This is a genomic window from Fibrisoma limi BUZ 3 (assembly GCF_000296815.2).
Classification (GTDB): domain Bacteria; phylum Bacteroidota; class Bacteroidia; order Cytophagales; family Spirosomataceae; genus Fibrisoma; species Fibrisoma limi.
In genome coordinates this window covers 663,266-675,948 of record NZ_CAIT01000007.1, presented here as the reverse complement: position 1 = coordinate 675,948, position 12,683 = coordinate 663,266, and the positions used below count along the sequence as shown (strand labels likewise).

The following is a 12,683-nucleotide window of genomic DNA, read 5'->3' as shown; positions in this document are numbered from 1 at the left end:
CAACGCGCGCCCGACGGCCATCGCAGCCGGTAATGTAACGTTCACACACACACGTAATGGCGTTGCCAGGGCGTATACCTTTAGTCGGTCCAGGGTGCTGGCTGCGTTCAACAACAAGGGAAGTTTTCTGATTCTGTCGGAACTGCCGACTGATGCCGCTGTGGCTAGTGAACAACTGAGCCAATACCTATCGGCAGTACCACCCGAACCAGAACATGATTATCTGGTCAGAGGCACCTCACCTGCGATTTTGCCGGTGCGAATTTCGCACGAAAGCGACTCTTCCGTAAACTATCTCAGCCCGGATAATCAGGTAGCGTCTGTGAAAAAGAGCGAATTGGTCGCTATTCTGTATCAGGACGGTAGGCATTCGCTGATCGGTCCACGCGCCGACGCCATTGCCGTACTGACTTCACTGCATTCTACTTTAGTCAAAATGCAGCAGGGCACATTACCTATGTTAGCAACAATGCCTCAGGATACGGTTTTAATTAAGGCAGTTAAACAAATTGTTCCAGACAGGGTAACAACTTTCTCTCAGCCAACCCGTTCTGATACGTTGGGCTCAGTTGGTGCAGTGCCCGACTCGCAAACCGTCGAGCGAGAAAAGTACAGAGCGCAATCAATCCAAAGAGTCAACCAATTTATTAGCTACCTGGATATCATTACGGATCGGAATCGGAGTGATACCGAAAAAGATAAGGCGATTGAGCAAGTCAAAGCCCTCTTTTTACCTGGTGCCATGATTGAAGTGACATTGGCTCGTCGGCCTGGTGTACGCAGTTATCTGGTCGCACAATACCTGAATCAGATTCGGCTGGTACCCTATTTTACGTATCAGTTAAATTGGGTCGAAACGCAATTCATTAATGGTCTGAAACGAGCCCCCGATGGCACTTATTACGGCATTATCGTTGGGCAGCAGACATTTACTGGATATGGTAAAAACGAGCAGGTCGTCCACAGCGACTTTATGACGAAGCAGGTACGCGTTAAACTATCTGATCCGTCGAAAACAATAAATAGACAGGACGACGATGCTACTGAGCAGGTGCTACTAAATAAGGTCAGTATTGATGTCAAGCAAAATTGATGTACCGTAGCTTGTACATAAGTGGAGGATTAGCCTTAATGATTATGTCCAAGGCAAGTACTGTCGTGGTTAGTTCACCCACGGCATCATGCCTGCGACTGACCGGTGTAGTGCTGGATTTTACCAGCCGTCGGCCACTCAGTGCCGACTTTTACATTCAGACTCCGGGTGGTCGCCGACAAGTTGGGCGTAGTCTGGACGAGACGGGGACGTTTACTCTCAATCTAGACTGCGGAGTGCGGATGCTTATTATTGAGCGGACAGGGTATCGTACACAGACACTCGGGTTGAATACAAAGGTAAAGTCTAATCAAACTGATGCTGTTTCTGTCATCATTCCACTGCTTGCCGTGGATCGGCAAGGTAGTGATCAGCCTTATCTGCAAACCGAACAAACGCATTTTGTTCAGCCTACAGCGCAGGAAGTTATTAAAGGACGACAGCCCAATGCATTTGCTGTTACTGATGCGCTCACCGGGCGAGCCGTACCCGCTCAAGTCTGCTTCATTTCTACGGAAAGCGGTAAAAAACAGTGCTTGACTAGCGACAACAGTGGAATAGTCACGACCAGTTTTACCCAGCGAGATATTGTTGCGCTGGAAGTAATTGCATCCGGATACCAGTCGTATCAGGGGAATTTTATTGTCGATGTTCTGGATGGTCAACTTCGAAAGCACCACATTCGATTGTTGCGCTCCCTGACAATTTTGTCTGTTCAGGCAGCCAGTGCTGCCTATCAATACGTGCTGCGATCAGAATCCGGTGGGAAAGAGATAAAACTAACCGGCGTACCCGGCTATCCTGAAACTTTTGTAGCGTATGAGTTGCTGCCGCAACGCTACCAATTGCTCGTAATAAATGGACAGGGAACAGTTCAGGAAAGGCGACTTATTACCGTTTTGAGTGGATTAAATACTGTATCAGTCTCGGGGCTGGAAAAGGTAACAGGCTCAACTGTTACTTCCCCAGCGCCGGGCTGGAATCCAGCCGATTCGTTACCGGCGCTCTATTTTCAGCAAAGCAGCTATGAGTTGCTTCAGCAGTCAGAAACGGTATTAAAAGAGGTTGCTGCGTTGTTACGCAGCAACCCAAACTATACCCTGCACTTGACTGGCCATACGGATAACGAAGGCGACGAACGGCTGAATCTGGTTCTGTCCGAGTTTCGTGCTAATGTTGTAGCGGCTTATCTGCGCCGACAGGGCGTTGCTGATAAGCAACTGGTACGCTCGTGGCGGGGTAGCCAGCTGCCTGTTGCGCCTAACGACCGGGAGGAAAACCGGGCGAAAAATAGGCGGGTCAGCTTATCGCTAGTCCGGAATACGCCTTAAACTCCTCATCGGTCTACTGCTGACGTTCACTAACTTTAACAGAACCCAACTGGCTGGACTGTATCATTGGTTGGTCGCCGATTGATTGTGGATAGAAATTAGACTTCTCAGCTAAGTAATTTCCATCATACCAAATTCGGGCCTGCCCCACAGCAATAAGCTTACCCACCTTTTCAGGGGCTTCTCCCTGCTTCTCTTTCATGACAAAAGCGTACTGAAAGTTTTTAATGCCGGTTGATGTAATTTCTCCAGACATAACAGCCAGCGTTTTATAGTCAATGCCCGACGCTCGCCCCTTATCTTCTGAAAAAATAGTGAATGCATTACCGTTACCTGCAATGAAAGCCCCATTTCCTTTGCCAATGTCGCTTGTGTTTGTAAAGTCGTAGGTAATTGACCCGCTTTGTGTCTGTCCATAGAACTTATAATAATATTTGCTAATGACTTCACCGACCCGGTAATTATCTGTAGGGCCGGTTCTGCTCAGCAGGGTGTAGGGGTCGGCAATGTAAATGCCATCCAGAGTAGGTGGTATCAGCCCCTCGTTGATGGTCATGCCTCGACGACGGAGGGTATCGATAATTGGCTTAGGGACAATCTTTTGAATATCACTGGAGAATCCTTTTTTAGGGTCAACAACAATGTCGATCTGCCGACGGCAGGACGATAGATTTACGACCGCATAAAGAACTAGCGCGAAAAAAATGACGTATGCAGTTGATTTCATGATAGAAGTTGATTGATGTGGTTAGTTTTTTTTCTGAGAACGGAATCCGACACCCAGTCGAAGACCTACAAAGTGGAGTGGCTCCGTAACGGTCGAAAAGGATTGGTTCGGTGTGAAATAGTATTGGGCAGCTACGTCAATCAGCAGATTACTTTTCCCGAGTTCGAAGCCGATACTACCACCCGCTGTTGGGAAAAACTTCTGTGTTTCGGCTGTACTCGTGCCGTCAGGGTGGGTTTCAGAATTCTCGCTGGATAACGTAAGCATCTGCCCGCCAACCATCGGTTGGATGTAAACCGCTTTCAGCGCGTACAGCCGAAATCCTGCCAAGCCCGAAATACGCTGTAAAGACTGATCATTAGTGTATTGAACGGCACCGTCCGGCGTGACGTACCGGCGACGTACCTGCCACTGCGAATAACCACCCTGAACACTCACGCCAATGCCGGGTGTCAGAAAGTACGTGACCAGTAAACCTCCGCCAAATCCCTGTAGAATGCCGGGGCCTTTGTCCGGATCGACCCAACTGTCGGCAAGAGCCTCGAGCGTGTATAGACCTTCACCGAAAACAATGATGCTGAACGCTTTTTTAGGTTTCGTTTCTACAGGCTGAGTTCGTGTGTATGTCTCTTGAGTTGCGGGCGTTGCTGTAGATTTTTGTACAACCGGTTCCGGGCGTTTGGGCGGTACGTATGGTTCTGAAAACAGCAGAGAAACCCCCTGAATAGCCATGCACTGGAATTCGATGCGTCGATTAAGCGATTGCTGATCGCCTAGGGGCTCCGTTTCGCCACGGCCGCTGAAAACGTAATTGTTAATCCGCAGACCGTTGCTGATAAAATATGCCCGCAAGGCTGCGGCCCGGCGTTCGGTTACCAGTTTGTTTGGTCCGGCCAGCCCAACCGTATCCGTATGTGCTGTTACGGCAAACGAAAGTTTAGCGCGTGTCCGAAGCAGCGTTACGAGCGGGGTCAGCTTTGAGCGGGCGTCGGGTGTCAGCACGAGTGTAGTGCGGTTGCTGGGCGGAGCCGTAAAGGTCAGATCGTAGCGGGCTGTTTTGCTCCGGAGTAACTGAGCGTAATCATCGCGGGCGATCATATCCTGGAACTCGGCCATCGACACCAGCCGAATCTGATCTCGTTCCGTCGCTGGAAAAACCAGAACCCGAAGTGAATCGCCGTACTGTAGTTCCCGCACCTTTTCACTAACGATCGAGTCGGGGCGGTTGGTTGTCGCGTTCAGGAAGTGAATCTGCTGGGGTGACGCCGACCTGATTTTACCCAAAATAACCGTGTTATCGCTGCCGATAATCCGATCTTGGGCCAGCGCAACCTGGGTGATAAGGCAACATACAAAGTAGAACGTTAGGCGCATAGACTGTAGCTATAAAAGTTGAACACGTGAATTAGAAATGGTATGAATCAGATGTACGAAGCCATTCCCAATACGCTGGTTGGCTCATTTTCCGCCAAAACCAGAAAGCGATCGGCGTCGTTAGTAATGAAATGCTTCAGTATATCCGACTCAGTAGGCAGAAAGTAACCAATCAGCAGATCTAAAATGGTTCGGTTACGGCCACCTGCCAAAAAATCAGTGAGCTGGTCGGTCGTCAGCGGGCCGATTGTCAGTTCGTAGGTCGGCATGGTATCCTGGTAGAGACCGTCCAGCGAGAAATTACCCAACTCAGCCCGGCATAACTCGTTCGGCGCCGGAACGTCGCCCGGGGCTAGTTCGATCACGTAGGAAAGTGGTGGGCCCATCTGTAACTGTACCGGTACGTTCAATAGCAGTTCCAGAACGGACTTGATCAGTACGGTATCGGTGCTGATCTGATACGCGATTGGCAGCAGATGCAGCAAGTTAGCCAACTGTCGTGTATCGAGCAGATCGGACGGTAACCCCCAGAAGTCGCGGAGCATGTCGCCCCCGTTGTATCGGGTAATATTTTCTTCCGTAAGCTGATACTTCCGTCCTTCGAGTTCGATTAGAAGCCGCTGCAGGTAAAATTCCTGTTCAATGGGCTGGAAAAACCGCCGGGCCGCCCGAATCCTTCGTGCCTGCTCATCAAAATCCTCGAACACTTCGCGCTGGTCGCGGGCCAAGGTCGTTGGCTGGTGAAATAAACCTTCCGGCAGGTAGTCGTATAATCCGTCTCGATGGACCTCAATATTCAGATAATCCCGCGACTCGGTGTCCGTCAGCGGGGGCTCATGCATCTGGTCAGTTTGATCGCCCGCTCGTTCGAGGCAATTAGACTGTCCCACTTCAGTACGACCCACATCCCGCCGGTAGGATCTGGCAAACAAGCCTGCCGCATGAATCAGTACATCGTGACGCGGGTCCAGACCGTTGCCGTACAGTTCGGCCAGAATGATCTCCAGTCGGACATCGACCTGTTTGCCCAGCCCGCTGATCTCGTTGGCGTAATCGCGAAGGGTCATAGGTACATGGGATTGACTCGAACTCGATACGGTAGGTTCATGGCCGACCGTGCTGCTAAATGCAGTCGACAGCGTTCGCACTCTGCATCCCATTCAGCCTCGCTCAGATTAGTTCGGGCCAGGGGAATGATCTGTACATCAAGGCAACGGACATAGCCAGCCCCTTCAATGAGACCTTCAGCAAACTGCTTTTCAACCACTACGTCGACAGGAATATCACCTAGTCGTCCGAAAAAATACGCTTTGCATTCGGCCCGGATGTCTTCGAGTGTAACGAGCCGCTGGCGGGTGAGGAGCGCCTGACGAAGTTGATGTTCTTTCTCTGTGACGCTGGGTTTATCGCGCCCGCCGGTCGTTGTTGTTACGAGAAACAAATCCTCTTTCTCATCGCGCATGAAGTACCGCTTGTCGTAGATGGCCAGGCGCGTACCGGCCAGGATGCCGTTACCCAGTCTGCCGTTGGTACTCCAGAATTCGACATGGATGTTGGTGTCCTGCCGACGAGGACGTACGAAGATGTAAGGATGCCCTACTTTAAAACCTTCCTGGTCGTTACTCTGCAATCGCTGGCTAAGTTCTTCGACGTTCCGATTCAGGTTCTCGATTGTCTGAGCAAACAGCCCGGAACCCAGTGCCGAAAACGCCCGGCTTTCTTCCAGAAGCATTTGCTGAACGTAGTGCAGCATTTCGCGGGCATTGCGGTTATCAAAGCGCCCTACGCCGTGAGAACGCCACATGAACGAGTTTTCTGGTAGCTCTTCGGCGTTGCGCAGGGGCGATGAGCGGTAGAGGTCGTTCGTTTCGGCATCGTACACGCGCCGGATAAACAGAAACTCTTCCTGAGAGATCAATGGATATACGTTGAGCGTTTGCTGCAACCGCTGGATCGCTTCGTTCAGGTGCCGGTTCATAACTGGTACGCAGTTCAGCCGCACTTCCATGCGGGGAAGAGCCGCCGACGGAAAATCGCGGCTCAGTCGCAGTTCGAGCCAAAGTAGTTCCTGCTGAAAATACTTCTGCTGTTGCACCGGCGTGAATTCATAAGTAATCGGATGCGCACTCGTGCTGTAGTTGATCTGCGTACGGTCGGGTACGTCGCCGAAGGTTACAAACCGATGCGCGTAGTGCGTCAGTACTTCTTCTTCCAGTTGATTCAGGGCGTCCAGTTGAGTAGCCAAACGCTGCTCGCCTTCCCAGTTCCGGATTGACGAGCCGTATTCTGGCGAATCATTAATGGGTGGAGCAGCCTGAAGGCCCGGCTGTGTAGGTAACTGCTGACCATTCAAAAACCAGTGGGCCTGAGTCGGGTCCTGTAATTTACGATAGTAGGTCGCTTTCACCCGCTCCAGTTCGTTTTCCCAGTCGAAATAAATCGCCAGATTTGCGAGCGAGGGTACGCGGCTGTCGATCTCTACACCTAGCCAGACTGATTGATAGTCGGTGAATTGCGTGGGGCGAACGCGGGTTTCTAAGGTAACGCGGTCCCGGCCACGAAACTGTACCAGTCCTTGTTCCGTCAGTAGATAGCGAATGTCGCCGTTGACGAGTCTATTTGTAATGACAGGCGAAAAGAACAGATCCGTTATCTTATCGTCGGCGGTCTGCCCCGGCTGGCGGTAAAAGAACTGCGCTGTTTGGGGCAGGTCGAGCAGAGGATCCTCGGGGCGGCAGTGGAAAACGGCGTGAGCCGGCCGGGGTAGGTCAATTACCTCCGGACACATAACACTGGCCAGCCGGTCTATGATCTGCTGGCGGGTAGCATCGATGGCCTTGGCCGTGTTCTCGAACTCGTAGGCGCAGGCATCCATGAGGTAACCGACGAGTGGATCGGCGGCTTCGACGTCTTTGACACGCATCTGCCACGTAGCGGCTGCGGTCTGAGTCATTCGACGGCGGATTTCCTCCCGGGTGAAACTAAGGCTGTTCAGGGGCTCCATTGTGTTAGCTGCGTTTAGCGATGAATGGCGCAATCATCAACTCATGCCGGAATTCAAATGGGCGGTGGTTCGACTTCCGGATTTCGGCCGTGACCGTTACCAGCAGGCGTTTGTGGGCGTCGGTGGAGCCGTCGCGGTCCAGATCAACCTCTACCCCAATTCGTTCGAGCCGTTTCTCATACCGCCGGATGGCATCCCGGATTGACGCTTTGACGCGGTCGGTCCAGTAGCCATTGTTACTCGAATCGTTGCCCATCTGAAAATCATCGTCCCAGATCGTACAGCCAAACAGCGGATCATACCGCGCTTCCTTAAATTTGGTCGTAACGATCAGGTACACGTGGCTATGTATTGACTCTTCGAGCGAACAGTTTACCTCGCGGGCAAGCCTGGGGTCTTGTCGGAGGTCAGCCCCGCGTACCAGAAGATCCAGGCGCAGGGGAAGGCGGTAGTAGTCGTCGGGCATGGCGGTAGTTAGGGCAAACCAATGTTGCCTTTGGCGTTGTTGGTGTACGTATTGGAATCCGGACTGTCCAGGATGAGCGTACCGCGGTACTGGGCGATGCCGACTTCGGAGCTATTACTAACAAGGCAGTTCGACATCTTAACTCGACCCGTTATGCCAAAGCCAGAGGCTAATATGACGTTACCTTTGGCTGCATAGAGGTAAGCTGGTTCGCCACCGCCGTAAGAAATTTCCACATGACTCAGTTCGTTACGAACATCCTTACTGTTGTCAAAGAGAATGCCGCCCCATGAGCCCGGGGTTTTCACTTCACCCGTGAAGATGATACGTTTATCGGCTGTTCCTTTGGCGATCAGGTAACCATTTCCGCCAATGCCGATAGCTTTCTGAGAAGCAATTTCAAATACAGCTCCCGGTTTTATGACCAAGCCTGATTCAGCACCAAACGATTCAATGAAGCGGTATTTTGTGCCGTCTTTGAATGGCCCCCAGGTGGTTTCCTTAGTATTGTTTAATGAGCCATAAATGGCTACTACATTTATGCCATTGCTCGAAGCAAACGTACTGTTTTCATCGAGTTTTTCCACTTGCGAAGCGGGAAGCTGAATAGGGTATAATGTGTTATCTGTAAAACGGTTATTGGAAAATTCACTCAATGTGCTGCCATTTGAAACGTAAATACCACGGCCCTTACTGTGTGTGAACGAGCAGTTAGTTATTTTAACAGTGGTGGGTCCACCAAAGGACGATATATTTACATTAGCCAGTTCACCTACAAAACGTCCTACAGCCGCACCACCATATGAGACGTCTACATAGCTCAGCTCATTGCGTATATCATTTGATGCTATTAACGATAAGCCATTCCAGGACCCGACTACTTTTTGTTCACCGGTAAATACGATTCGCTTATCGGCAGTCCCTTTAGCGATAATTGCTCCTTTGCGATCCGTAGTAGTGCTTAATCCTGCATTTTGTTTAAAGACCACTACTACGCCCGGTTCCACAGTCAAAATAGCATTTAACTCAATATCCTTGCAAATAATATAATCCGGCTTAGTTGGGTCCTGTACCAGATTTTTCCAGGTAGTGTTTACATCAATCCGACCATTTTGGGGACAGACATCTACCGATGGCGACTCGTTGACCGTCACCGTTACGTCAGACGTGACCACCGGCCAGATGCCATCTGATATGCTCAGCGTCAGTACGTATTGACCCGTAGCGTCTGGTTCAAACTCAGCCTTGGCCTGGGTGTCATTCGTGATGGGGAGGGTAGCTGAACTGCCCGAAGGCCTGGTCTTGAAGCCCCACTTGTAGGTAAGTTTGTCGCCATCCGGATCGCTCGATGCTGAGCCGTCTAATACCACCTTATTGCCATACGTAGTGGTTAGCGAAGCACCGGCGCTGGCCGTTGGCGCTCGCCCTGGCAGACTGACCATTACGTTGACATCGGCCGTAGCAGACTGACTCTGGTCGTCGGTCACGCGCAGGGTGATCGTGTACGTGCCCACCTGATCGGGTGTAAACTCCGCGTTGGCGGCCGTAGCGTTCTGAATAGTGGCCTGGCTATTGTTTGGCTTTGACTTAAACGACCAGTTGTAGACGAGGGCCGTACCTTCGGGGTCTTTGGAAAGCGAGCCATTGAGCGTCACTTTCTGACCCAGATTAATGGTAATGTCCGTGCCCGCATTAGCAGTAGGAGGGAGGTTGAGCACTTCCTTCTTTTTACAGCTCAGAACGAAGCAGAGAAGAAGCAAGGGCAGGTAATAGTGTGGTTTCATTGCGTGTGGAATTAGAAGTTACGTAGGGGAAATCGTTAGTATGAAAGCAGAGTGTCTATCATTTTACGGTTACTTTATTAGTGTCTGTATCGTAAATCCAGCGGGTCGAATTGCTTTTGCGAATGGACAACGTACCCTGAGCGCTAAAAATTAACGGGGCTATACGGCTATCATTGGTGACCCTTACCGTAAAACTGGAGGCCTGCTGCGTGTCGCAGTAGTCGTAATAGTTGACCCAGAATTCGTATTTGCCGCGCGGTGATTGCGTCTGAAGTGACCAGAAGATGTTTTCATTAGGGCCTTGCGGACAATCATCACAAAGACAATCGACGTCAAGCTGGCCTGTGCTCAAACGAGCCTGAGGATTCCGGTAATATAAAATCTCTCCGTTAGGGTCCTTTACGTATAAATCCAGATCAACATTACGCTCATTGGTGAATTGCAGGTTGAAACGCGGATTGCCGGGATTGCCTACCAGTTCGGGAATAACAATATCGATGTTACGCCGACAACCGGTAATCAATAACATCGATAGAATCAGCGTCCATTTTAAAAGAGAGGTAAAGAGTTTGGTCATAGATTAGGTAAAGGATACAGTGGGTTATTTGAAAGATAATATTGTAATGCCCCAAGTGACGACTTAGGCAGGAGTTACGCTACTTTGCATTAAGTTTGACTATACCCCCAACCTCCTGAAGGGGCTAAACCATCCGGCACCCGGTAGCCCTTCAGGGAGTTGGGGGTATATTTAATGTCAAAGCGAAACGGGTATTAATTGGGATAAAGCCCCTAGGACTCGATTTCCCAACAGCTTTCTTCAAACGGGCTAACCCCAATGTGGTACGGCCAGTTGGCCCAGTTCACTGCATTCTTATCCGGAAGAATACCAGGTTTTACCGATTGAAATCCGACGTGTAACACGCCCAGACTAGCCGCGTAGCAGAACCCGACCGCACCCGGCTGAAGCACAAAATTCTGATTGGAATAGGAGGTACGTTTCGATGCAAACTTACCGGCGAATCGAACGTATTTGCCTTTGTAATGAATACTAAGGTCTTCCAGAGGCTTGAACTGGACAGTTGCCATAGCGATTACGTGGTTAACGGTTGTGGATAGTCAATAAAAGCTGAGCGTTGACGTACTCAACGCTCCTTGCGGTATACCCAGCCCTGCGGAAAAACCCACGGCAACTGGTCTTTGCCGACCTTGATGACCTGGAATTGGCGCGTGCTGGAATGAACAAATTCGTTCTCGTTGACAAATACGCCAACGTGCGCCCCGTCCTTTCCGACCACAACGACGCCCTCGGCGGGCAATGACGTTTCGACGCCCCAACTCAGGTAATCCTTAGCCAGTTTACCGGCGTCCTTCTTGTCGAAGAAGATTTGATTGATGACTTGATTGCATTGGAATTCGGCACGTGAGCGGCCTATCAGGTCATTGGCTTTGTCTGCTAAAGCTCCCATGGTGTGAAATTGGTTTTGTGAAAACTAGGATAATGAGTTATTTAATTCTTGTTTTTAGCTTCTTTCAGTATTCGTTTTGTTCTTAATGAACCCTTTTCTAACCAAAAATGTAAACTGTAATCTGGGTCAGCGTCTTCCATGAAAAAATACGTTACTGGCCCGAAAAACTCCTGCAACTGAGTGGTATCACACGTCGGCAAAAACGTACGCAACACGCGGGGGTCGTAATACCGGAAAAAGAGTTCTTTACCTTCCTCTGTTTTTACCAGCAAAAATTTACGAAAGTGTTTATGCAGCACTTCCATAGACTCGTTGCTAGCAACACCCACCCCCCACGATTGACCGTAATTCTCCCGAAGCCATTCGTCAAATTCATCGCCCAGTTCATACTGGAACAAGTAAGGCGCAATGCGGGCCAACAACTCCTGACTCTGCCCCCGATATAGTGAATCAAATACAGGGTTCAACTCCTTTGCTTCATCAAGGGCAAAGACCATTTTAGCGCCGTCGAGGAGGTGAAACATAATCAAATGAATTTAAAAATCGAATTGAAAAACCTGAAATTTCAAACGGCTGTACTAACTCTCTAACTTTTAAGTTATTTTAGACTTTGTAAATAAAATTTATAGTATTTTTCACTATCTCTACCTAAAAATAATCTTCCTTCAGACTTTTGGAACGCTACTTGAAACCATTTCGTAGCAATGTTTAAATTCCCTTCTTCATACGCAATTTTTCCTAACCACATCTCTTCCTCGCCTAAGTGTAACCTATCTAGATCATACAGTAATGACACCCATCTACGAGCCTCATTATATTGTTTCATTATGAAGTACAATGATATCAGGCTATCAATTATTAAATAACTATCTGTGTATTTTTTTTAGGATCTGGAATCAACTCCCAACTCTGTAGGTCATACTTTACACATTCATCATATCTTTTTTGAGCAAAGCAATTTTCAGACTCTGCCATAAGAATGTCAATCTTATCTTGTATATCCTCTGGTAGTTCCATATTATATTAAATTTATTATCAATTGAAAGTACTTCTCTTCCTCATCATCGAATATCTCCTCGCCTTCCAGCGCATAAGCTTTAAGCAAGTACTCTCTAGCTAGCTCTATATTCTCCAATTCGAAGTAGCACTCCCCAATCATCAGAGTAATATAAGGATTACCCAATCCATCAGGACACTTCTCCGCGCTTCTGAAAGCTGATAATGCATCTAAATATTTGTTCATACTCATTAACGCATCACCAAGTGCTGCATATAACCAAGTACTTGCTTCCCAGTCCTCTTTAGGATCTGGTACTAGTGATAATGCTTGAAGATATTTTTCTATTGCATCATCATACTTTTCATCTTCATAATAGCTTTCGCCCTTCTCTGAGAGCGACTTAATTTGTTCGTAAATTTCGTCCTTCAACTCCATATT

The 12,683-nt window shown here is 49.2% G+C and carries 15 protein-coding genes; 2 read left to right on the top strand and 13 right to left on the bottom strand.

The annotated features are described in order from the left end of the window. Nucleotides 1-94 precede the first annotated feature (94 nt). Both BN8_RS18960 and BN8_RS31935 read left to right on the top strand, forming a co-directional pair. The gene (locus tag BN8_RS18960) at nucleotides 95-1,093 is read left to right on the top strand and encodes a hypothetical protein (RefSeq protein WP_144051771.1); all 999 of its coding nucleotides are present in this window, start codon (nucleotides 95-97) and stop codon (nucleotides 1,091-1,093) included. 44 nt (nucleotides 1,094-1,137) lie between these two features. Then, the gene (locus tag BN8_RS31935) at nucleotides 1,138-2,424 is read left to right on the top strand and encodes an OmpA family protein (RefSeq protein WP_192579078.1); all 1,287 of its coding nucleotides are present in this window, start codon (nucleotides 1,138-1,140) and stop codon (nucleotides 2,422-2,424) included. A gap of 13 nt (nucleotides 2,425-2,437) precedes the next feature. Here BN8_RS31935 and BN8_RS18950 read toward each other — a convergent pair whose 3' ends face one another. The 13 genes from BN8_RS18950 to BN8_RS18895 form a co-directional block, all read right to left on the bottom strand. After that, nucleotides 2,438-3,151: a hypothetical protein gene (locus BN8_RS18950; RefSeq protein WP_009283536.1), complete on the bottom strand. Its 714-nt coding sequence runs from the start codon at nucleotides 3,149-3,151 to the stop codon at nucleotides 2,438-2,440. Nucleotides 3,152-3,172: 21 nt separating this feature from the next. After that, the gene (locus tag BN8_RS31930) at nucleotides 3,173-4,525 is read right to left on the bottom strand and encodes an OmpA family protein (protein ID WP_009283535.1); all 1,353 of its coding nucleotides are present in this window, start codon (nucleotides 4,523-4,525) and stop codon (nucleotides 3,173-3,175) included. Between the two features lie 47 nt (nucleotides 4,526-4,572). Next, complete coding sequence (locus BN8_RS18940; RefSeq protein ID WP_040006254.1) at nucleotides 4,573-5,592, bottom strand: hypothetical protein; 1,020 nt, start codon at nucleotides 5,590-5,592, stop codon at nucleotides 4,573-4,575. Then, entirely contained in the window at nucleotides 5,589-7,529 is a 1,941-nt protein-coding gene (locus BN8_RS18935; protein WP_009283533.1) for a type VI secretion system baseplate subunit TssF, read from the bottom strand. The genes BN8_RS18940 and BN8_RS18935 overlap by 4 nt, the downstream gene beginning before the upstream one ends. 4 nt (nucleotides 7,530-7,533) lie before the next feature. Further along, nucleotides 7,534-7,995, bottom strand: a complete 462-nt coding sequence (locus tag BN8_RS18930; RefSeq protein WP_009283532.1) for a GPW/gp25 family protein — start codon at nucleotides 7,993-7,995, stop codon at nucleotides 7,534-7,536. A gap of 8 nt (nucleotides 7,996-8,003) precedes the next feature. Further along, on the bottom strand, nucleotides 8,004-9,779 hold the full coding sequence (locus tag BN8_RS18925; RefSeq protein ID WP_009283531.1) for a PKD domain-containing protein: 1,776 nt from the start codon (nucleotides 9,777-9,779) through the stop codon (nucleotides 8,004-8,006). A 58-nt stretch (nucleotides 9,780-9,837) separates the two neighbouring features. Continuing rightward, entirely contained in the window at nucleotides 9,838-10,356 is a 519-nt protein-coding gene (locus BN8_RS18920; RefSeq protein ID WP_009283530.1) for a DUF2135 domain-containing protein, read from the bottom strand. 212 nt (nucleotides 10,357-10,568) lie between these two features. Further along, on the bottom strand, nucleotides 10,569-10,865 hold the full coding sequence (locus BN8_RS18915; protein ID WP_009283529.1) for a hypothetical protein: 297 nt from the start codon (nucleotides 10,863-10,865) through the stop codon (nucleotides 10,569-10,571). 56 nt (nucleotides 10,866-10,921) lie between these two features. Then, on the bottom strand, nucleotides 10,922-11,245 hold the full coding sequence (locus BN8_RS18910; protein ID WP_009283528.1) for a hypothetical protein: 324 nt from the start codon (nucleotides 11,243-11,245) through the stop codon (nucleotides 10,922-10,924). A 41-nt stretch (nucleotides 11,246-11,286) separates the two neighbouring features. Further along, the gene (locus BN8_RS18905) at nucleotides 11,287-11,769 is read right to left on the bottom strand and encodes a DUF4123 domain-containing protein (RefSeq protein ID WP_009283527.1); all 483 of its coding nucleotides are present in this window, start codon (nucleotides 11,767-11,769) and stop codon (nucleotides 11,287-11,289) included. Between the two features lie 74 nt (nucleotides 11,770-11,843). Then, the gene (locus BN8_RS33395; protein ID WP_040006253.1) at nucleotides 11,844-12,071 is read right to left on the bottom strand and encodes a hypothetical protein; all 228 of its coding nucleotides are present in this window, start codon (nucleotides 12,069-12,071) and stop codon (nucleotides 11,844-11,846) included. Between the two features lie 32 nt (nucleotides 12,072-12,103). Beyond that, on the bottom strand, nucleotides 12,104-12,262 hold the full coding sequence (locus BN8_RS33390; protein WP_192579077.1) for a hypothetical protein: 159 nt from the start codon (nucleotides 12,260-12,262) through the stop codon (nucleotides 12,104-12,106). 1 nt (nucleotide 12,263) lies between these two features. Further along, a complete protein-coding gene (locus BN8_RS18895) occupies nucleotides 12,264-12,680 on the bottom strand; it encodes a tetratricopeptide repeat protein (protein WP_040006252.1) in 417 nt (138 codons plus the stop codon). Nucleotides 12,681-12,683: the final 3 nt, after the last annotated feature.

What these genes read in the sequence shown, in the direction of transcription:
- BN8_RS33395 (WP_040006253.1), bottom strand. Translation starts at nt 12,071, where the DNA reads ATGAAACAATATAATGAGGCTCGTAGATGGGTGTCATTACTGTATGAT.
- BN8_RS18920 (WP_009283530.1), bottom strand. Translation starts at nt 10,356, where the DNA reads ATGACCAAACTCTTTACCTCTCTTTTAAAATGGACGCTGATTCTATCG.
- BN8_RS31935 (WP_192579078.1), top strand. Translation starts at nt 1,138, where the DNA reads ATGTCCAAGGCAAGTACTGTCGTGGTTAGTTCACCCACGGCATCATGC.
- BN8_RS18930 (WP_009283532.1), bottom strand. Translation starts at nt 7,995, where the DNA reads ATGCCCGACGACTACTACCGCCTTCCCCTGCGCCTGGATCTTCTGGTA.
- BN8_RS18950 (WP_009283536.1), bottom strand. Translation starts at nt 3,151, where the DNA reads ATGAAATCAACTGCATACGTCATTTTTTTCGCGCTAGTTCTTTATGCG.
- BN8_RS18910 (WP_009283528.1), bottom strand. Translation starts at nt 11,245, where the DNA reads ATGGGAGCTTTAGCAGACAAAGCCAATGACCTGATAGGCCGCTCACGT.
- BN8_RS18940 (WP_040006254.1), bottom strand. Translation starts at nt 5,592, where the DNA reads ATGACCCTTCGCGATTACGCCAACGAGATCAGCGGGCTGGGCAAACAG.
- BN8_RS18915 (WP_009283529.1), bottom strand. Translation starts at nt 10,865, where the DNA reads ATGGCAACTGTCCAGTTCAAGCCTCTGGAAGACCTTAGTATTCATTAC.
- BN8_RS33390 (WP_192579077.1), bottom strand. Translation starts at nt 12,262, where the DNA reads ATGGAACTACCAGAGGATATACAAGATAAGATTGACATTCTTATGGCA.
- BN8_RS31930 (WP_009283535.1), bottom strand. Translation starts at nt 4,525, where the DNA reads ATGCGCCTAACGTTCTACTTTGTATGTTGCCTTATCACCCAGGTTGCG.
- BN8_RS18925 (WP_009283531.1), bottom strand. Translation starts at nt 9,779, where the DNA reads ATGAAACCACACTATTACCTGCCCTTGCTTCTTCTCTGCTTCGTTCTG.
- BN8_RS18895 (WP_040006252.1), bottom strand. Translation starts at nt 12,680, where the DNA reads ATGGAGTTGAAGGACGAAATTTACGAACAAATTAAGTCGCTCTCAGAG.
- BN8_RS18935 (WP_009283533.1), bottom strand. Translation starts at nt 7,529, where the DNA reads ATGGAGCCCCTGAACAGCCTTAGTTTCACCCGGGAGGAAATCCGCCGT.
- BN8_RS18905 (WP_009283527.1), bottom strand. Translation starts at nt 11,769, where the DNA reads ATGTTTCACCTCCTCGACGGCGCTAAAATGGTCTTTGCCCTTGATGAA.